Origin of the sequence: Knoellia sp. S7-12 (assembly GCF_040518285.1) — a bacterium.
Classification (GTDB): Bacteria; Actinomycetota; Actinomycetes; order Actinomycetales; family Dermatophilaceae; genus Knoellia.
Window position 1 is genome coordinate 2,636,708 of the sequence record NZ_CP155449.1, and the last position, 18,082, is coordinate 2,654,789.

19 protein-coding genes and 1 riboswitch are annotated in these 18,082 nt (G+C 68.9%); of the genes, 6 read left to right on the forward strand and 13 right to left on the reverse strand.

Annotated features, from left to right (window positions below; all coding sequences use genetic code 11):
• The first annotated feature begins 66 nt into the window (after nucleotides 1–66).
• Nucleotides 67–624: a hypothetical protein gene (locus V6K52_RS12665; RefSeq protein ID WP_353950473.1), complete on the forward strand. Its 558-nt coding sequence runs from the start codon at nucleotides 67–69 to the stop codon at nucleotides 622–624.
• Entirely contained in the window at nucleotides 621–1,220 is a 600-nt protein-coding gene (locus V6K52_RS12670) for a GNAT family N-acetyltransferase (RefSeq protein WP_353950474.1), read from the forward strand. Before V6K52_RS12665 ends, V6K52_RS12670 begins: the two co-directional genes overlap by 4 nt.
• A 57-nt stretch (nucleotides 1,221–1,277) precedes the next feature.
• On the opposite strand, the gene V6K52_RS12675 is transcribed toward V6K52_RS12670, so the two are convergent.
• On the reverse strand, nucleotides 1,278–1,703 hold the full coding sequence (locus V6K52_RS12675; RefSeq protein WP_353950475.1) for an SRPBCC family protein: 426 nt from the start codon (nucleotides 1,701–1,703) through the stop codon (nucleotides 1,278–1,280).
• A 30-nt stretch (nucleotides 1,704–1,733) separates the two neighbouring features.
• Between V6K52_RS12675 and V6K52_RS12680 the strand changes: the two genes are divergently transcribed.
• On the forward strand, nucleotides 1,734–2,855 hold the full coding sequence (locus V6K52_RS12680) for a winged helix DNA-binding domain-containing protein (protein ID WP_353950476.1): 1,122 nt from the start codon (nucleotides 1,734–1,736) through the stop codon (nucleotides 2,853–2,855).
• 44 nt (nucleotides 2,856–2,899) lie between these two features.
• On the opposite strand, the gene V6K52_RS12685 is transcribed toward V6K52_RS12680, so the two are convergent.
• The 3 genes from V6K52_RS12685 to V6K52_RS12695 all read right to left on the reverse strand — a co-directional run bounded on the left by V6K52_RS12685 (nucleotide 2,900) and on the right by V6K52_RS12695 (nucleotide 4,597).
• Entirely contained in the window at nucleotides 2,900–3,361 is a 462-nt protein-coding gene (locus V6K52_RS12685) for a hypothetical protein (RefSeq protein ID WP_353950477.1), read from the reverse strand.
• A 74-nt stretch (nucleotides 3,362–3,435) separates the two neighbouring features.
• A complete protein-coding gene (locus tag V6K52_RS12690; RefSeq protein WP_353950478.1) occupies nucleotides 3,436–3,924 on the reverse strand; it encodes a VOC family protein in 489 nt (162 codons plus the stop codon).
• Nucleotides 3,925–4,171: 247 nt separating this feature from the next.
• Nucleotides 4,172–4,597 (reverse strand): LysM peptidoglycan-binding domain-containing protein, encoded by a 426-nt coding sequence (locus tag V6K52_RS12695; RefSeq protein ID WP_353950479.1) that lies wholly within the window; start codon nucleotides 4,595–4,597, stop codon nucleotides 4,172–4,174.
• 276 nt (nucleotides 4,598–4,873) lie between these two features.
• Here V6K52_RS12695 and lexA point away from each other — a divergent pair, with 276 nt between their 5' ends.
• Nucleotides 4,874–5,620, forward strand: coding sequence for a transcriptional repressor LexA (gene lexA, locus V6K52_RS12700; RefSeq protein WP_353950480.1), 747 nt, complete (start codon nucleotides 4,874–4,876; stop codon nucleotides 5,618–5,620).
• A gap of 16 nt (nucleotides 5,621–5,636) precedes the next feature.
• Here lexA and V6K52_RS12705 read toward each other — a convergent pair whose 3' ends face one another.
• Both V6K52_RS12705 and V6K52_RS12710 read right to left on the reverse strand, forming a co-directional pair.
• Nucleotides 5,637–6,518, reverse strand: a complete 882-nt coding sequence (locus V6K52_RS12705) for a Sir2 family NAD-dependent protein deacetylase (protein WP_353950481.1) — start codon at nucleotides 6,516–6,518, stop codon at nucleotides 5,637–5,639.
• Nucleotides 6,519–6,679: 161 nt separating this feature from the next.
• Nucleotides 6,680–6,868 carry a hypothetical protein gene (locus tag V6K52_RS12710; protein ID WP_353950482.1) on the reverse strand — a complete coding sequence of 63 codons (189 nt, stop codon included), beginning with the start codon at nucleotides 6,866–6,868 and terminating at the stop codon, nucleotides 6,680–6,682.
• A gap of 116 nt (nucleotides 6,869–6,984) precedes the next feature.
• Here V6K52_RS12710 and V6K52_RS12715 point away from each other — a divergent pair, with 116 nt between their 5' ends.
• Nucleotides 6,985–7,923 carry a LysR family transcriptional regulator gene (locus V6K52_RS12715; protein ID WP_353950483.1) on the forward strand — a complete coding sequence of 313 codons (939 nt, stop codon included), beginning with the start codon at nucleotides 6,985–6,987 and terminating at the stop codon, nucleotides 7,921–7,923.
• A 191-nt stretch (nucleotides 7,924–8,114) separates the two neighbouring features.
• Nucleotides 8,115–9,512 (forward strand): cytochrome P450, encoded by a 1,398-nt coding sequence (locus tag V6K52_RS12720; protein WP_353950484.1) that lies wholly within the window; start codon nucleotides 8,115–8,117, stop codon nucleotides 9,510–9,512.
• 25 nt (nucleotides 9,513–9,537) lie between these two features.
• Here V6K52_RS12720 and V6K52_RS12725 read toward each other — a convergent pair whose 3' ends face one another.
• From V6K52_RS12725 to V6K52_RS12755, 7 genes are all read right to left on the reverse strand, one after another.
• Nucleotides 9,538–11,916 carry a ComEC/Rec2 family competence protein gene (locus V6K52_RS12725; RefSeq protein WP_353950485.1) on the reverse strand — a complete coding sequence of 793 codons (2,379 nt, stop codon included), beginning with the start codon at nucleotides 11,914–11,916 and terminating at the stop codon, nucleotides 9,538–9,540.
• Complete coding sequence (locus V6K52_RS12730) at nucleotides 11,913–12,947, reverse strand: ComEA family DNA-binding protein (protein ID WP_353950486.1); 1,035 nt, start codon at nucleotides 12,945–12,947, stop codon at nucleotides 11,913–11,915. Before V6K52_RS12730 ends, V6K52_RS12725 begins: the two co-directional genes overlap by 4 nt.
• Before the next feature lie 91 nt (nucleotides 12,948–13,038).
• Nucleotides 13,039–13,650: a glycerol-3-phosphate acyltransferase gene (locus tag V6K52_RS12735; RefSeq protein WP_353950487.1), complete on the reverse strand. Its 612-nt coding sequence runs from the start codon at nucleotides 13,648–13,650 to the stop codon at nucleotides 13,039–13,041.
• 14 nt (nucleotides 13,651–13,664) lie between these two features.
• Entirely contained in the window at nucleotides 13,665–14,507 is an 843-nt protein-coding gene (locus V6K52_RS12740) for a DegV family protein (RefSeq protein ID WP_353950488.1), read from the reverse strand.
• A gap of 91 nt (nucleotides 14,508–14,598) precedes the next feature.
• On the reverse strand, nucleotides 14,599–16,035 hold the full coding sequence (locus tag V6K52_RS12745; protein WP_353950489.1) for an aminotransferase class V-fold PLP-dependent enzyme: 1,437 nt from the start codon (nucleotides 16,033–16,035) through the stop codon (nucleotides 14,599–14,601).
• Nucleotides 16,036–16,079: 44 nt separating this feature from the next.
• Nucleotides 16,080–16,194, reverse strand: a riboswitch (SAM riboswitch).
• A gap of 515 nt (nucleotides 16,195–16,709) precedes the next feature.
• Nucleotides 16,710–17,180: an anthrone oxygenase family protein gene (locus V6K52_RS12750; protein WP_353950490.1), complete on the reverse strand. Its 471-nt coding sequence runs from the start codon at nucleotides 17,178–17,180 to the stop codon at nucleotides 16,710–16,712.
• The gene (locus V6K52_RS12755) at nucleotides 17,177–18,040 is read right to left on the reverse strand and encodes an NmrA family transcriptional regulator (RefSeq protein ID WP_353950491.1); all 864 of its coding nucleotides are present in this window, start codon (nucleotides 18,038–18,040) and stop codon (nucleotides 17,177–17,179) included. The genes V6K52_RS12750 and V6K52_RS12755 overlap by 4 nt, the downstream gene beginning before the upstream one ends.
• Nucleotides 18,041–18,082: the final 42 nt, after the last annotated feature.

Below are 18,082 nucleotides of genomic sequence, written 5' to 3' on the forward strand. Positions count from 1 at the left end.
GGGACGGCACGGCACAACGGGGGCGCCACCTACGCCCTGGACGATGCTCCACCCGAGTACCTGGACGTGAACGGCGACGGACACGAGGACGCGATCGTCAAACTCATGGCCAATGAAGGCAACGGCTACCAGGACTCCACCACGGCCTGGGTGTGGGATCCGGACTCAGCGCGCCCGAAGCAGGTGATCCCCGCGATCAGCCTCGACGAGAGGTGCGGGAACGTCACTCGAAGCGTGAAGTTCAGCAAGACCAACACGTTCACGGTGACGCGGCTGATGCGCGTGGACGAGAACTGCGCGACCAGACCCACGAAGGTCGCCAAGCTGACAATCAAGGTCAAGGGCGGCTTCGCGTGGCAAACGGCACCGACGGTCACTGCACTCGGCTGCCCCCACGTCGGCGGCCGCGGACTCAACTTCCCCGGATCCGATTTCGGCAAAAATGGACCCCGCGCCTGGCCCGACCCTGCGGCCCCAGTGATGATCACGGGCAAGAACATCGTCGCGATGGACTACGACGACTCCCGAGAGGGCGTCCCGTCTGGCTGGAACCGGGTCCTCTTCATCCGCTCGGACCGTGACAAGGCTGAGGTGCCCCCCTGCGGTTACTTCCGCGCACCATGACCTCCGAAACCGTGTGGGAGACGCATCCGGTCACACCTGACCGGTTCGAGGACCTCGCCGACATCATCAACAAGAACCGGCGGCAGACGCACTGCTGGTGTCTGTCGCACCGGCTCACCGCGGCCGAGGTCACCGAGCTCGGCGGCACGGGTGACGATCAGCGCGAGCAGGCGATGCGCTCCCTGTGCGAGCGCGAGCACCCGCCAGGCGTCGTCACCTACCTCGACGGGGAGCCGGTCGGCTGGTGCAACATCGGCCCTCGCTCGCAGATCGCCCGCCTCCACCGGTCCAAGCTCATGCTGCCCACCGACGACCTGCCCGTATGGAGCATCGTCTGCGTCGTCGTCCGCAGCGGCTTCCGCAAGCGCGGCGTGACGCAGCACCTCATCGATGGCGCGGTTGACTACGCCGTTGCCAACGGTGCGCCGGCTGTCGAGGCCCACCCCGTCGACCCACCGGGCCGCATGGACCTCACGATGGCGTTCGTCGGGACCAGGGCGATGTTCGAGCGCTCCGGCTTCAAGGTCGTCGACACCACCACCGCGATGGCGAGCCAGCTGCCTCGACTCACGATGCGTCGCTCGGTGCAGACCTGACAACGGACGTGCTGCGGTGCTCCCCGAGCTTCCCTGCGCCGCCGAACAGGATGATCTTCAGGCCGCGCCTTCGACGTGGGCCTTCAGACCCACGGCCTCGGCGGCAAGGTAGCGGTCGGTGAGCCCTTTGAAGAAGAGCCGCCCCATGACGACTCCGAGTGGACCCGCCTGCTCGACCGACAGTCGCACTCGCGTGCTCGTTCCCGCCGGCTCGAGCAGATGCCGCGCCGTCGTCCGCACACCCGGGCCCGTCGCGACCCACGTGAACGAGCGCCCCGGCTCGAGCTCCGTCACGACGTACTCCGTCGGCGGCAGCTTCGGCTGCTCCACCCGCGCCTTCGCGCCGATCGTGAACGGCCCGTCGTCGAGCCGGGTCACCGACGTCACGGTGTCCGCCCAGTCGGGCCAACGGGCAACGTCGACCAGGACATCCCAGACCTGCTCGGGTGCGGCGTCAATATCCACGGTGATGTGTCGCTCCATGTGCCCATCATGGCGCGGGAGGATGCAGTCATGACGCGAACCGTCACCCGCGAGTGGGTCATCCGCCGACGCCTTGCAACCCAACGCCTCTCGTCCGCGCCACTCCCCCAGGCCGCCGACGCGGTGCGCCTGCTCACCTGCGTCCAATCGCAGGACGCACCTCTTGCAGCGCACTCCCTCGCGATGCGCTCACGCAACATTTCGTATGCCGGTGTGCTCGCTGAGCAGTCGGCTGGCGGTTGGGTGCGCACCCACATCTTGCGACCCACATGGCACCACGTCGCGCCGGAGGATCTCCGCTGGATCCAGGCCCTCACTGGTGCCAAGGTCGAGTCCTCCATGCCGGCCCGACACCGCCAGCTCGGCCTCACTCCAGAGATCATCGACCGGGGCATCGAGCTGCTGCGTGAACTCCTCGCCGACGGGCAGGCCCTGACGCGCAGAGAGCTCGGGCCGCGGTTCGCAGCGGCCGGGTTGCCCGGGCCCGGCGAGACGATGGCGCACCAACTGATGTGTGCCGAAGTTCGTGCGGTCATCTGCTCCGGTCCGCCGCGCGGAACCGAGCACACCTATGCCGTCGTGGACGAGATCATCCCCCCTGCACGGTCGGACACGTGGCCGCGTGAGCAGTCGCTCGTCGAACTCACCCACCGCTTCTACGCCGGGCACGGGCCTGCGTCCGAACGCGATCTCCAGCGGTGGAGTGGACTCACCCTGACCGAGATCCGCTCTGCCACAGCCGAACTCACCACCACGGCCTCCCTCCAGACGACTCACCCCATGGAGTCGGTCGAGTGCCAGGGCGAGACTCTCTGGCACGACCCCACGGTGACGGCACGCGCGTCACGCAAGCACACGGCATACCTGCTGTCGACGTTCGACGAAGCGGCCCTGACCTATCCGACGACGGGCTTCCCACGCCGGAACTCCGACGTCGACCGCACCCGGCTCATCTCCGAGGCTGCCGGCGGGATCGTCGTGGTCGACGGGCGTGACCTCGGCACGTTCAAGCGCAAGACCGAGACCAAACGGGTCACGGTGACGGTCCGGCCCGAAGCCGACATCACGTCCGCCGAACGCGAGGGCATCGCCGAAGCGGCAGAGTTCCTCGCCGCCTTCCACGAGCTGCCCCTGAACCTGGTGATCGCCTGAGTCCGCTGGGGAACGGACTCAGGCGATCACGTCAGGAGCGGCGCTCAGGTATTGCCGTTGTCGCGCATGTCGCTGGCGCAACGGATCTGGGTGCTGCTGTCGTAGAGGCAGACCTGAACGCCCGCCGACATGATGTCCTTGCTCGCGGTGAACTGACCGTCCGCGAAGCCCAGGCCCGCGGGGCCACAGCCGCGGGTGTCCTTGTGCCAACTGCCATAGCCGTAGCTTCCGTCGCGGTACTTGGCAATGGCCCGGGCCCACGTCCCGAGCCCGTCGCCGTCGCCGTTCGAGTCGCAGGTGTCGTTGACGTACCAGTCTTTGTAGTAGACGGTGCGGTCCCCAGTGAAGTCCAGGACGGCCGACGCGGTGCCTCCGGAGTTGTCGGTCTTGCCAGGGGTGGTGACGTGGGCCTGAGCCTTGCCGTCGGTGGCGAATGCCTGCGGTGCGGCGACCACCGGTGCAGCCAGAGCGGCCACGGCGGTGGCCACGAGGACGAACTTCTTCATCGCGAATCTCCCTCTGTCGTGCTACCCCTCCCGGGTGGGAGGTGGCGCCCAATGTTCCGAAGGGCCCTGCGGATTCACTGCGGATCCACTGCGGATGCGCTGCGGCTGGTGCCGAAACCCTCGCGCTCGGCCCGCTCGTGCGAGTCCTCGGTCTCCTGGAAGAAGGTGATCGTCAGACCGGCCGGCGCCTCGAGTCGCGAGTTGAGGGACATCCACGGAGTGAGGACCGGCTCCGCGACGACCTTCGCGCCCACCGCTTCGGCCTCCCGGGTCGCAGACTCGGCGTCGTCGACCTCGAAGGCGATCCGGATCTTCGGGCTCGGTGTGCCGCCAGCCTCAACGTTGTCGATCGCGACCTTGTGGGCGGGGCTGGCGATCTCGAACGTCGCCCGCCCGGCCTCGAGGATCGCGACGCGGTCCTCGCCGCCCTCGGAGAACGCCGCGATCTCGTCCATGCCGAGGACGTCGCGATAGAACCGGACCGCGTCGTCGTAGTCGTCGGCCTCGACGACCACCCGCAGCTGCTTGACCTTCTGCACTCGCCCACTCGCCTCATCGCTCATGTCAGGTCCAAGCCCTCAACGCCCCGACTTATTGCCTGAAGACCATCGATCGGGCCCGAATCTGGAAGCCTCTTTGGTGGTTCTGGGGCAACGAGTCGGCCCACTGCGGGCACAGCAAAGGGCGCCCCGCGCGAATAGTCGCGGGGCGCCCTCCGTGCTGAGTCGGCGAGGGGTCGAAGCTCGGCCAAAGACTCAGGCCCGAACCGGGGTCGAAGCGGCTCGGAGTGTGTGGCTCGTCAGCGCGCAATCAGTCCTGCGGGATGACGATGGTCTGACCGGCCTGAACCTGGGCGGACGACAGGTCGTTCGCGGCCTGGAGCTCGGCGACACCTGTGGCTATGGACACGCCGCTGAGGTGCTCGGCGGCAATCTCGGAGAGCGTCTGTCCCTGCTGGACGGTCACCGTCTCAGCCGGCGCCGACGCGGCTGCTCCGCCAGTCAGTCCGACAAAGGCGACCACGAGCGCAACGAGCACGACGGCGCTCGTGAGAACCAGGCGACCCGCGCGGGTCAACCGCAGAGACGGCTGCACCACCTCGGGCACCGACTCGCCCGTGGGAACGAGCACGAGACGCGGCTGCGGCCGACGACGCGACTGCGGCCGCCACGGCGCAACCGGACGCGGTGCGGCATACCCATTGGTCGTGCCGTCCAGCACTGCAACTGCACTCATGGTGTCCTCCTGGGTCGATGTCTCATTCGCTGCGGTCACAATCGAAATGATGTTCGAACGAACGCTTGTACGATTTCTAGCACGGATGTTCGATGAGTTCAAGACACGCCTCGAACAGATGTTTGATCCGTGAGCACGAACTCCGTACGCTGTCGTCATGTCAGGAAGCCAATCAGGCACCACTGACAACGCGTGTCCCACCAGCACCACACTGGCCGGACGCGCAGCAGACAGCCCAGATCACCGCCGATCCAGGCACGACCGAGGAGAGCACCGATGAGCGACAAGCGCGGCACGGACGACGCACACGTCCACCAGCTTCCCGACCGTGACCCCGGCGACGGCACGCTCACGCAGCGCCAGCGCAAGGTCCTCGAAGTCATCCGCAACGCGGTCGACCGTCGCGGCTACCCGCCAAGCATGCGTGAGATCGGCCAGGCCGTGGGTCTCACCTCTCCCAGCTCGGTCTCGCACCAGTTGCATGCCCTCGAGAAGAAGGGCTACCTCCGCCGCGACCCCAACCGGCCGCGTGCCATGGAGGTCATCTCCCCCGACACACCGACCGACATCCGCGGCTACCGCGGCGGCGCCACCGCCGACGACATCGACGCCGACCTCGACCCGACCGGTTCGGGAGACCTGCGGCCCGAGGCGAGCTACGTCCCCGTCCTGGGGCAGATCGCCGCCGGTGTGCCGATCTTGGCCGAGGAGTCCGTCGAGGAGGTCTTCCCCCTGCCCAAGCAGATCGTCGGCGAGGGCTCGCTGTTCCTGCTCAAGGTCGTCGGCGACTCGATGATCGACGCCGCGATCTGTGACGGTGACTGGGTCGTCGTGCGCCAGCAGCCCAACGCCGACAACGGTGACATCGTGGCCGCAATGCTCGACAACGAAGCGACGGTCAAGACGTTCAAGCGCAAGGACGGCAAGGTCTGGCTCATGCCGCACAACGCAGCCTTCGACCCGATCGACGGCGACCACGCCACGATCCTCGGCAAGGTCACCGCGGTCCTCCGCCGGATCTAGACCCTCGCAGGTCGGCTCAGGCGACCCGTTCGCTGATCGTGCGGGCCAACGCGGACAACGTGACGCCGAGCGGCGCATCGATCCGATGCGTTGTCTCGGCGTCACCGCGGGTGGGGCCTTTCGTGACGACGACGACGGGTATGCCGTGTGCCGCCGCCCGTCGCACGAACCGATATCCGCTCATCACCTTGAGCGACGACCCGAGCACGACCAGGACGGGCGCGGCATCGGTCAGCGCGAAGCATTGCTCGACCCGCGGCTTCGGGACGGCACCGCCGAAGAAGACGACGTCCGGCTTGAGGGTGTCGGCACCACAGCCGAGACATCGCGGCGCAGTGAATGTCTGCACCGCTGCATCGGCGAGCACGATGTCTCCGTCCGGTCGGATCTGGCTGCTCACCTGCGAGCCGTCGCCGACGAGTCCCATTGCGAGAGAGGCGAATCCGGGGTTCGCGTCATCCATGAATGCTTGGACGAGGTCGCGGTCGACGCGCTCCTGGCAGGTGAGGCAGACGACCTCCGACAGGGTCCCGTGAAGCTCGATGACGTCGCGGGCACCTGCGTCCTGATGCAGACCGTCGACGTTCTGGGTGATGACCGTGGCGAAGATGCCGGCTTGCTGCAGCTCGGCGACGGCGTGGTGCCCGGCGTTGGGTTCGGCGACCGTGAAGCGCTGCCAACCGATGAAGCTGCGCGCCCAATAGCGTTGTCGCGCTGCACTCGTCGCGGTGAACTCCTGATGCGACATCGGGGTGACTCGCCGGTTGCCGTCCGGGCCGCGATAGTCCGGGATCCCGCTCTCGGTGGAGATGCCGGCACCGGTGAGGACGAGCGCAGGGCCACGCTCACGCAGCAGCTCCGCCACCTCGGCGACGCTGGCGTTGACCTCGGAACTCACCCCACCATCGTAGGACTCCCCGCACGACCGTTTTTGTCCAAGAGGTCACGATGGCGGCAGCCGCCACCTCGACTCCCCCTTCGTCACCCCTCTCATCCGTTGCGTCTGCGGATGTGGTGGTTCTAGCCACCATCCACGCAGACGCAAGGGAAGAGACAGCCTCACTCGCCGGGGCAGCTGTTCTGATGGACCAGCGCTCCGGTCACCATCCAGCGCCAGTCCACGGTCGAACTGCCCGCGTGGGCCCCGGCGCCGCACTGGCACTTCCAGTGCCAGCGCCCGAGCGCGTCACAGGTGACGTCCGGGTGGTGGCTGCGGCGGGCTGTCCGCCGTCGGATGCTGGTCTTCATGTACGAGAGGAGCGTGAGGGCCCGCCACAGATACACGCAACCTCGCACCCGACTCTTGCATCACCTCTTGTGACGAGGACTGGCACTTTGATAACTGAGCGTTATAGAATTCATCCATGATTGATGCAGCCGGCCTCCGCGTCATGCGCGCCATCGCCGATGAAGGCAGCTTCACTGCTGCGGCGCTCTCGCTCGGCTACTCCCAGCCCGCCATCTCGCAGATGGTCCGCCGCCTCGAGACCCGCACCGGCACGACGCTCGTCGAGCGCATCGGTCGCAGTGTGCGCCTCACTGAGGCCGGCGCCGTCCTCGCCCGCCATGCCGGCCCCGTCCTCTCCGCTCTCGACGCCGCCGAGGAAGAGGTGGCCGCCATCGCGGGCCTTCGCTCCGGGCGCGTTCGCCTCATGGCCTTCCCCAGCGCCTCGGCGACCCTCGTCCCCAAGGCCCTGGCCAAGGTCAAGGCCGACCACCCGGGCGTCTCGATCACCTTCAGCGAGGGCGAGCCGCGCGAGTCACTCGCCGCCCTGCGCGCCGGTGAGTGCGACCTCGCGGTGGCCTTCGTCTATGAGGGCACCGACCTCGGACGCGGCGAGGAGGACCTCGAAGCCTTCGTCACCACTCCTCTCCTCGATGACGAGGTGCTGCTCGCAGTTCCCCGCACCCATGAGCTCGCCCACGCCAAGAACGTCGACATGGCTGCGCTCAAGGGTGAGACCTGGATCGCCGGCTGTCCGCGCTGCCGCGGTCACCTCCTCCAGCTCGCGAGCACGGCCGGCTATGTGCCGGACATCGCCTACGAGACCGAGGACTACGTCGCGGTCATGGGCCTCATCGCCGAAGGCCTCGGGGTCGCCGTCATCCCCGACCTCATCCTCAAGACCGTCCACCACGAGGACGTCGTCGCACTCCCCATGACGCCGGCCTCACGCCGCCACATCGTCGCCGTGACGACGCCCGACCTCCAGCGCGTCCCGGCGGTCAAGGCCACTCTCGACGCCCTCGTCGAGAGCGCCAAGGCCTCAACGGCCAAGGCGCGCAGGGCCCCCACGCGCTGACCCTCCCCTGACGTCCGGCATCGAGACGACCGGGCAAGGACGGCTGCGGACACATGGGCCAGCGGACACCCCTCCGCGTGACCATGAGCCAGGCTTGCTTCTGGGTCATGTTCGGCCGCGGCAGCGCGCGTACCGTGGCAACAGGTGCCGCCCGCACCTCCCACCTCGCAGCCGGGAAGCATCAGTGCGCCATGACGACAGTCGCAGAGCTCAGCGCCTTGCCCAGACCACCCACAGTGGGCATGCCCTTCCTGACCCTGCTGCGGACCATCCGGGACTTCCACACCGCGGGGGCGACGTTCCGCGACACCGTGGGACCAGTGACCACGACGAACCTGGGCCCCTTCGTCCCGAAGCTGGTCTGGGTCTCCTCGACGCAGGGCGCCCACGACGTCTTGGCCAACCATGACGGCTCGATCGACAAGCACACAACTTTGGTCAGGCAGCTGCGCCTGCTCGGTGGAGAGTCCGTGTTCAGTCTCGGGAACGAGTCATGGAAGCCGCGCCGACGGACTCTGCAGCCTCTCTTCACCAAACAGCACGTCGAGCACTTCACCGGCCACATGGCCGGCGCTGCCCGACACCTCGCCAGCGCGTGGCCGGCCTACTCGGTCATCGACATCGACGCCGAGAGCCGCCACCTCACTCTGCGGGTTCTGGGCAGATCGCTGTTCGGCCTCGACCTGGACGCGGACGCCGAGCGGTTGGGTCCGCCGATCCGCGAGGTCCTCAACTACACGACGGCGCGAGCCATCGCACCCGTTCGCTTGCCCGTGTGGGTACCCACGCCCGGACAACGCCGCTGGAGTGAGGCGCGGGCGGTCATCTGGTCCATCGTCGACGCCGCGATCGCGAATGCCCACACCCACCCCGGTCACGCCGAGCTGCTCGATCTCCTCTTCCAGGCCAAGGATCCAGACACGGGTCTGGGCCTCACCCACGAGGAGATCCGCAGCGAGCTGACGACGTTCCTCACGGCGGGACACGACACCACGGCGACCACCCTGTCCTACGCGCTGTGGCAGCTCGGCCGCAACGCCGACCTGCAGACGTCGGTCGCTGCGGAGGCCCTGGCGCTGGGTGAGCGCGACCTGACCATGGCCGACATCCCGGACCTCGCCCTGACGATCCGCGTCCTCCACGAAGCCCTCCGGCTCTGCCCGCCAGCTGCGGCGGTCAGCCGCAGCGTCGAGAGAGACTTGGCCATCGATGGGTACCGAGTCGAGGCCGGCCAGGACATCATCGTCTCGATCTGGGCACTGCACCGGGATCCTGCGATCTGGGGCGCGGACGCGGACGAGTTCGACCCGGACAGGTTCTTGCCGGAACCGTCCAAGAACCGCGATCGGTGGGCCTACCTTCCCTTCGGTGGCGGGATGCGCTCCTGCATCGGCGACCACTTCGCGATGACCGAGGCCGCCATCGCGCTGGCCACCCTCGTCCGCGAGGTCGAGTTCGAGAGCCAGGACGACACGTTCGAGGTCGCCCTGCCATTCACGATGACCGCAGCCGGCCCCGTCCCGGTCCGAGTCCGACCGCGCAAACGCGCCGCACCTCCACCGCCTGCGTCGGGTCAGCCGACGGCATAGCTCCCGCAGATCCAGACGCTGTGGGTCATTTGGCGGTGACGACCTCGAGCCGACCGTCCCGTTCGACCACGGCAATGTGCCCGCGCTGGTCGGTGCGATAGGCGGCATACCCATTGCGTTGCAGCATCGTCAGGTGCGCCGCTGTCGGGTGTCCGTAGTCGTTGTCCTGGCCCACGCTGATCACCGCGACCGGTGCCCGCACGGCCGACATGAGCGCAGGGTCGAGGTTCGCGCTTCCGTGGTGGGGTGTCTTGACGACGTCGAACTCCGTTGCAGCAGTGGCCATCTGGGGATCTCGCCGCATCCTGAGCACGAGGTCGTGCGCGGCCTCACGCTCCACGTCACCAAGCAGCAGCGCATCGACCTCACCGACGTGGACCGCCACCACGATGCTCGCGTTGTTGGGCACCGAACCGGCCGCGATGCGGCGCACCGGCGCCCACACCTCCGCGGTCACGTCACCGAACTCGAGCCGGTCCCCTGCCGCCAGAGCAGACACGGGTATGCCGTGTGCTCCAGTCCATCGCGTCACCTCACCCACCTGATGGTCCGGCTCCGCAATCGGTGAGACGAACACCTGCCCGACCGTCCGACCGCCGATGACGCCGGGGAGCCCCTCGACGTGGTCGGCGTGGAAATGCGTGAGGACGACGGCATCGACGACCTGGACACCAAGCGAGTCGAGACAGCCGTCGACGGCTGACGGCTCGGGGCCGGCGTCGATGACGAGGGCCCGACCCGGTCCGGTGCGCACGACGGCCGCATCGCCCTGACCCACGTCGCAGAAGGCGATGCGCCAGCCGTCGGGTGGCCAGGTCACGACACGCGTCGGCAGCGTCATCGCTGCGGTGAGGGCGACGAGGAGCAGTGCCACGAGAGGCTTGAGGACCGCGTATCGCCCCAGCCAGCGACCCATCACAAGCAGCAGGACGGTGAGACCCGCGAGCAGGAGTGCACCGGGGGCGCCGTCCGGCCACGGCATGGTGCCGCCTGGGACGTCCGCCATCACGCGCGCCGTCCTGGCGATGACGAGGGTGGGCACAGCGCCGAGCCACCCGACGAGCTGGGCCGGACCGTCGGCGACGACCGACACCAGCGCCGCGACCACTCCGGCGATCGTGGCCGGGGCGACGAGTGGCGCCGCGACGAGGTTGGCCACCACACCGACGATGCTCACCGAGCCCTGGAGCAGGACGATCAGTGGTGCGCACATCGCCTGTGCCGCAACGGGTATGGCGACTGCCGGTCCCATGAACGCCAACCGCGAAGGCAGGTGCCGGGCAATCGCGTCACCCCACGGCCGGGTGAAGAGCAACAGCCCGAGCGTGGCCAGCGCGGACAGTGCGAACCCGAACGACCGCGCCATCCACGGGTCCATGACCAGCACGACGACGATCGCTCCGGACAGGACCGGGAGGCCAGCCGCGCGGCGTGAGCGGCTCATCCCGATGAGCCCGATGAGACCCATGGCGGCGGCCCGGACGACGCTCGGCTCAGGACGCGCGAGCACGACGAACCCGAGGATCGCGAGCGCGACGATGAGTGGTCGCCATCGTCTCGGCACTCCGACAAGGATGCAGAGCCCGAGCATCATGCCGCCCACCACCGCGATGTTCGAGCCGCTGACGGCAGTCAGGTGAGTCATCCCCGTCGCCTGCATCGCCTCGGTGAGGTCGGGCGGAGTCCGGCTCGTGTCACCGATGACGAGTCCGGGCAGGAGCCCTCGCGCATCGTCCGGTGTCGGATCCACGGCCATCCTGAGCCCGGCGCGCAGATGCTCAGCGACACCACCGATGGCACCAGCCGACTTGGTGACCTCGTGCCCCGACACCCGGAGCACAGCAACCTCCGGGTAGCCCGGCAACGGCGGTGTCAGCCGACCACGCAGCCGAACTGTCTCGTGCCACTTCAGTTGCAGCATCCCGTCGTCTCCGCGCAGTGAGATCGGTGCGTATGCCGGGGTGCTCCGTCCGCGACCATCGACCCGGTGCGCCTTGGCCTTGGCCATGACGACGGGCTCACCGCTGCCCCGGGCCGCGAGGGCCACCGGGTCCGAGGTCACGGTCGCCTCGATCGTCACGACGGCCCGGGCCGCGGTGAGGTCGTCGAGGTCCCCGACGCCGCGCAGTGCGTGCTGTCCGTTGCCGGCGACCTGCACGAGCAGGGCCACCCCGAGCACGAGCATCAGTCGACGACCACGCCCCACGAGGTGAAGCACCACGAGCGCAATGACCACCAGGCTCGTGACGATCCAGCGCGGTCCCGCCGTCCAGGTCAGGGTGAGCGCGAGCAGCGCCCACGCTGCGAGGGCCGGCACGAGCAACCTGATGTCACTGAACCGCACGGTCTCCCGCGTCCACTCATCGCGACGAGCGCGCAGTTCGGGAGGGTCTGCAACCGTCACAACGTGACCTTGGGGGTGAGCTGGGCGAGAAGCTTCTCGCCGATGCCGCTCACCTCACCAAGCTCCTCGACGCTCGTGAAACGCCCGTGCTCGGTGCGCCAGTCGAGAATGCGCTGTGCGAGAACGGGACCCACGCCGGGCAGGGTGTCGAGCGCAGACAGGTCGGCCGAGTTCAGCGAGACGGTGCCACCCGTGGATCCGGACCCTGCACCTCCGCCACCAGCTCCTCCGCTTCCGCCCACAGCACCCGCGCCAGTTCCCGACCCTGTTCCCGGCGCTCCGGGCCCGGCCAGGACGTCGCCCGGTTTGGGCACGACGATCTGCTCGCCGTCCACGAGGACCCGGGCAAGATTCACGGCTGTCAGGTCTGCCGCCCGAGAGGCCCCGCCCGCGGCACTCACGGCGTCACCGACCCGCGCGCCAGCAGCCATGCGATAGACGCCGGGCTTCACGACCTGACCGACGACGTGCACGACCACCGGACCAGCCACTCCGGCCGCCCCGGTCCCCTGCCCTGCCCCCGCTCCACCCACCGACGCTCCACCCCCCGACGATGCACCCGGACCCGAACCACCAGATGCCGATGCACTTGGCGATGCCCGCGAGAGGGTCGACGTCCCCCGGCTCACGCCCGTCGGTTCTGCCCCGGCGGCAGCGCGATGACCCACTGCCGCACCCTCCCCGGCACCCGCGAGCCAGACACGCACTCCGAAGACCACGGCGACGACCACGACCACCGCCAGCAGCGCCATGGCAGCCGATCGGCTCGGCACCCACCTCGCTCCCCGCAGACTCGTGGGGAGCTCGAAGACCGGCCCGCGCGGCACCTCGAGCGGTCGGTGCCGCCCACGATCCTCCTGACCAGCCCGCTCTCCCACGCCCGCACCAGACCCACCAGCGCCATCTCCGCCCCCACCACCAGCGCGGTCGCCACTGCCGCCAACACCACCACCCTCAAGACCATTGCCGCCGCCACGCACCCTGGCCAGGGCGCGAGCTGACACGGTGTCGGGTTCTCGACGGAACGGCATACGCCGACGTTAGGAACGACGGGCGCGACACCCAACCCCAGATCGGCCATCTGTGGACGACCACGCCACGAGCCGTCGCCTGTGGACAAATTCAGCCGCTCAGGCGCCCCTTCCAGGCCGCGATGTTGCCACGGTGCCGGGCGAGCACGATGAGCGATACGAGCACGACCCAGATCCCCACCCCGAGATCGACCGATGTGTCCGCACGCACGACGAGGACGACGCCGGCACTGAGGAGGAACGTCGACGCGACGACCGACGCGTTGCCGAGCCGATGGACGAAGGGCAGGCACACCCCGAACACGACCAGCCCGGCGAGGGCCACCCACGGCACCACCGCCAGCATCGCGCCGAGCGAGGTCGCCACACCCTTGCCGCCGCGACCGCCGAGGTAGGGGCTGTAGATGTGGCCGAGCACGCACGCCACCCCCGCAAAGAGCGCGACCCACGTGCCCATCGTGCGCAGGACGACGAACGTCGGCACGAACCCCTTGAGCACGTCGAGGACTCCGACGAGGATCCCCCACTTCCTGCCGACTGCGCGCCCGAGGTTCGTCGCGCCCGGGTTGCCCGAACCCACCGCCGCGACATCCACTCCGCGTGCATGGCCGATGATCGTGGCCGGGTTGATCCCCCCGATTGCGTAGCAGACCGTGACGACCACCAGCGTCGCGAGGACCGCGCCGGAGGTCGAGAAACTCACGGCGCGACCTGGCGTCAGACCCGCGGACTGACCGCGATGGCCAAGGTGCCCGGACCGACGTGCGCGCCCACGACGGCACCCAGCTCGACGACCATCAAGTCCTCGAGCCCCTCGATGCGGGACTGCAGTCGTTCGGCGAGCTTCTCGGCGCGTTCGGCCGAGTCGAGGTGGTGCACAGCGACGTCGACAGCCAGCGAGCCGGCCGCCTCCACCGCGAGTTCCTCGAGCCGCGCGATGGCGCGCGAGGAGGTGCGCACCCGTTCGAGCGGGACGATCGCCCCGTCCTCGAGGCCGAGAATCGGCTTGATCGCGAGGGCTGATCCAACGAGCGCGTTGGCCCGGCCGATCCGACCGCCTCGACGCAGGTGCTCGAGGGTGTCGACATAGAACACGACGGTCGTCCGGTCGCAGCGGGCACGCACGGCGGCCGCAACTTCCTCCGCCAGAGCGCCACGGGCGGCGAGAGCGGCACCGGCGAGGACGGCATACCCCATCGCCATGCCCATCGAACGACTGTCGATGACGGTCACGGGGACTGGCGAGTGCTGCGCGGCGAGCTGCGCGGAGCCGAGCGTGCTCGACATGTCGGCGGAGATGTGGACCGAGACGATCGAGTCCGCACCCTTGGCGGCGAGGTCGCGATAGACGTCGAGGAAGGCCTGGGGCGCGGGTCGCGAGGTCGACACGGGACGGAACCCGCGCAGCGCCTCGGCCACCTCGCCGGCCGCGATGTCGACGCCTTCGCGGCGCTCCTGTCCGCCAACGACGACATGGAGCGGGACGACACCGATGCCGTGCTCCTCGATGAGGTCAGCGGGCAGGTAGGCGGTGGAGTCGGTGACGAGAGCGGTGGGCACGGTCTGAGGTTAGTGCTCAGGCGGGCGCGCCGTGGTCACCATTCGCGCACTGGTTCAGTTCGCTCGTGGAATGCGCGGGTATGCCGCGTGGTCACCAGGGCAGGTCGACGAGCGTTTCGCGCTGGTCGTCGACGGGGACCCAGCCGCGCCCTTCGACCTTCTGGTACTCGACGCCCGGGCCCGTGGCAGCGAGTGAAGCCACCGCGGCGAGGAGGCGGTCGACGTGCTCGTCCGTCGTGGCCAACCCGGCGCTCACGCGGACGGCCGTGGTGATGTCGGCGTCCTCGTCGGCGAGGAGGGTGTCGACGAGCAGGTGCGCGCAGAACTTGCCATCGCGCACGCCGATGCCGTGTTCGGCCGAGAGGGCGGCCGAGACGAGTGAGGACTCGACGTCCTCCACGGTGAACGTCACGACGGGGGCCCGGTCCGCGTCGTCGCCGAAGATGCTGAAGGTCTCGACACCGCCGATGGCGCGCAGCCCGTCGACGAGGCGGGTGGTCAGGCGCGACTCGTGGGCCTCGACGGCGCCCCGGTTCTCGCGGATGGCGGCACAGGCCGCGGCGACGGCGACCGCTCCGAGGACGTTGGGGCTGCCGCCCTCGTGGCGTGCCGGGCCGGTCTGCCAGGTCGTGCTGAGTGGGCTGACGGCAGCAGTCGCGCCGCCGCCCGCGAGGTAGGGCGCGGCCGCGTCGAGCCAGTCGGACCGTCCGACGAGCACTCCTGCCCCGTAGGGCGCATAGATCTTGTGGCCGCTGAACGCGACGTAGTCGACGCCGAGCGTGTCGAGGTCGATCCGGCGGTGACCGGCGAGCTGGGCAGCGTCGAGCGCGACCCGGGCTCCGCGCTTGCGGGCGATGGCGGCGAGACGCTCGATCGGCCAGTACTCGCCCGTGACGTTGGACGCACCGCTCAGGACCACGAGGGTGCTGGAGGAGGTGGCGCGCTTGAGGGCGTCGGTGAGCAGAGCCTCGGCGTCCTTGTGCGTCAGCGGCACGGGCAGACGCGTGGTCTTGCGGCCTTCCCACGGCAGGAGCGTCGCGTGGTGCTCGCTCGCGAAGACGATCACCTGGGTGCGGCGCGGCAGCGACCGGGCGAGCAGGTTGAACGAGTCCGTCGTGTTGCGGGTGAAGACGACCTCGTCGCCCTCTCGGGCACCGACGAAGCGGGCGACCTCGTCACGCGCGGCCTCGTAGTAGTGGCTCGACACCTGACTGGCCCACCCCTGACCGCGGTGGACACTCGAGTAGGTCTGGGTGGCCTTGTCGACGGCCGCCTTGACGCTGGCCAGGGCCGGGGTGGAGGCGCCGTGGTCGAAGTTCGCGTACTCGACGAACGTGCCGTGGCAGGTCGGGACCTGGGGTGAGGCGACGACCGCCGGCACCTGCCTGGCTGGCGCCTCGATCGGCGTCACAATGGCCGCGGAGTTCGCGGCGATCGGCGCGGGTGCGGCTGGCGCGGGCACGGAACGCAACCACGGCTGACGACGCTCGCGGGTGAACGTGTGCGGAATTGAGCTGGCAATGGACATCTGCTGCTCCCTGGAGAGTCAATGGACTCTCGAAGGTGCTCGCGAGTCCGCGCTTGCCGACTGCGTTGCTGCAGCCGACCAGGTCGTCACCCGGAGCACCCCACCGCGGAGGAGGGTTGCCGACCAGCAAGCCGGGGCTGAACGCTGGTACTCGTGACCGTGGACAAGAGTGTATGCCGCCCGTGTCAGGCCTCGGGACCCCCTGTCCAGCGGGTGAGACTCGACGAGCCGACGCCAGGCACGCTCAACCGTTCTGCGCGGCCTCCAGCCGGGGCAAACGCAGGAAACACTCCCGTTGCTGCCCTCGGACAGCGTGAATTCCCCGTCGATGGGTTGTGTCGGATATTCGGGCCACGGCGTCCGAGCGACCTGCACTTCACCGTGGGTCGTCCCCTCCGGCAGCGCGAATGTGGTATTCCCTGCGTCGTCGGTGACGGACGCCTGCAGTTCCTTGCCTGAGACCAGAAGCTTCAGCTCGACGCCCTCGACCGGAACACCCTGACACGCGTCCCCCACACAGACGTCCGACATCACGTCAACGCTGAGTCGCTTCTGATCCTCGCCCTCCCCGCAGCCCGACAAGGCCAACAGCAGCACCACCGCGATGACTGCTCGCACGTTCCACTCCCCAACAGCTCGTGACGTCCTTCTCCCCGAATGCTAGGACCGGAGGGTCAGACGCGCGCGGCGGCGACGGCGAGAAGGATCGCTGAGCCGAGCGCTGCCAATGTGCGGACGTGGTTCCACCGACACCACACCGCGGCGTATGCCGCCCACTCGCCTTCCGCTTCCGGCCCGGCGGGTAGTGCGTCGACCTTGTTGTTGATCGGAACGTTGGCCACACCCGTGACCACGAGCGAGGCCACCCCCAGGAGGGCACCCAGGATCGGAAGCGCCCGATCGTCCCCCTGTCCGGCCAGAGCGAGGACGAGCACCGCGACACCACCGATCCCGAGCACGCCCATCGGAAGCGCGAGCAGGCTCTTGGGTGCCCACCGGTTGATCGACTGCATCGCCACGATGCCGTCACGAGGCGCGAGCTCTCGCAGGGCTGGCATGACGAACGACGAGAACGCAAACATCGCGCCGCCGAAGACTGCTGCCGCCGCCGCCGTGATGGTGAGGACCCACGCCATCGCAGTCATCGAACGGCATCCCAAACACCCTGTGCCGCAACATCTTTCGCCCAGTCCCCGAAGGCACGAGGCTCACGCCCGAGCGCGTCTCGAACGCCGGTCGTCGTCGTGACGTTGCGGCCGTCGAAGATGTCGCTGAAGAGCCCTGCGAGGAAGGTTGCCGTGGGCTCGTCGAGGCCAGCACCCACGGCTTCCTCGACGAACTTCTCCTGCGTCACCGAGACGAACTCGACCGGCGCGCCGCTCGCGTCGGACAGCTGCCGGGCCGCCTCGGTCAGAGTGATGGACTCGGGACCGGTGAGCTCGTGGACGACACCAGCGTGACCGTCCTGCGTCAGGGCGAGCACCGCGACGTCGGCCACGTCGTCGAGGTCGATGAACGGCTCGGGCACGTCTCCCGGTGCCGGCAGGGCGAAGGCGCCGCCCGGCACGGCACCGGCCAGGGCACCCTCGGTGAAGTTCTGCGCGAACCAGGCCACCCGGCATACGGTGACGTTCTTGTGCGCCGCGAAGGCGGCATCCTCTGACGCCAGAGCGCCGTCCTCGCCGCGCCCCGACAGGAGGACGAGCCGCTCGACACCGAGCGTGGACGCGAGTCCTGCGAGTTCGCCGATGCGCTCCGACGCACCGGGCGCTGCGAGGTCGGGCTGATAGGCGATGTATGCCGCCCGCGCACCTTCCAGCGCGCCGGTCCAGGTCGAGGCGTCCTCCCAGTCGAAGGACGGGCTGGTCGAGCGTGAGGCGAAGCGGGTCGCGATGCCGTGGGCCGCGAGCCGTTCGGCGACGCGGTGTCCGGTCTTGCCGGCCCCGCCGACGATGACGATGGGTGAAGAACTCTGCGGGCTCTGTTGGGACTGTGTTGTGGTCATGGGTTCAGTTCAGCGTCTTTGGCGTGGACGATCCATGGCTGG

What these genes read in the sequence shown, in the direction of transcription:
- V6K52_RS12680 (WP_353950476.1), top strand. Translation starts at nt 1,734, where the DNA reads ATGACGCGAACCGTCACCCGCGAGTGGGTCATCCGCCGACGCCTTGCA.
- V6K52_RS12745 (WP_353950489.1), bottom strand. Translation starts at nt 16,035, where the DNA reads ATGTCCATTGCCAGCTCAATTCCGCACACGTTCACCCGCGAGCGTCGT.
- V6K52_RS12695 (WP_353950479.1), bottom strand. Translation starts at nt 4,597, where the DNA reads ATGAGTGCAGTTGCAGTGCTGGACGGCACGACCAATGGGTATGCCGCA.
- lexA (WP_353950480.1), top strand. Translation starts at nt 4,874, where the DNA reads ATGAGCGACAAGCGCGGCACGGACGACGCACACGTCCACCAGCTTCCC.
- V6K52_RS12715 (WP_353950483.1), top strand. Translation starts at nt 6,985, where the DNA reads ATGATTGATGCAGCCGGCCTCCGCGTCATGCGCGCCATCGCCGATGAA.
- V6K52_RS12755 (WP_353950491.1), bottom strand. Translation starts at nt 18,040, where the DNA reads ATGACCACAACACAGTCCCAACAGAGCCCGCAGAGTTCTTCACCCATC.
- V6K52_RS12685 (WP_353950477.1), bottom strand. Translation starts at nt 3,361, where the DNA reads ATGAAGAAGTTCGTCCTCGTGGCCACCGCCGTGGCCGCTCTGGCTGCA.
- V6K52_RS12730 (WP_353950486.1), bottom strand. Translation starts at nt 12,947, where the DNA reads ATGCCGTTCCGTCGAGAACCCGACACCGTGTCAGCTCGCGCCCTGGCC.
- V6K52_RS12690 (WP_353950478.1), bottom strand. Translation starts at nt 3,924, where the DNA reads ATGAGCGATGAGGCGAGTGGGCGAGTGCAGAAGGTCAAGCAGCTGCGG.
- V6K52_RS12670 (WP_353950474.1), top strand. Translation starts at nt 621, where the DNA reads ATGACCTCCGAAACCGTGTGGGAGACGCATCCGGTCACACCTGACCGG.
- V6K52_RS12675 (WP_353950475.1), bottom strand. Translation starts at nt 1,703, where the DNA reads ATGGAGCGACACATCACCGTGGATATTGACGCCGCACCCGAGCAGGTC.
- V6K52_RS12710 (WP_353950482.1), bottom strand. Translation starts at nt 6,868, where the DNA reads ATGAAGACCAGCATCCGACGGCGGACAGCCCGCCGCAGCCACCACCCG.
- V6K52_RS12750 (WP_353950490.1), bottom strand. Translation starts at nt 17,180, where the DNA reads ATGACTGCGATGGCGTGGGTCCTCACCATCACGGCGGCGGCGGCAGCA.
- V6K52_RS12720 (WP_353950484.1), top strand. Translation starts at nt 8,115, where the DNA reads ATGACGACAGTCGCAGAGCTCAGCGCCTTGCCCAGACCACCCACAGTG.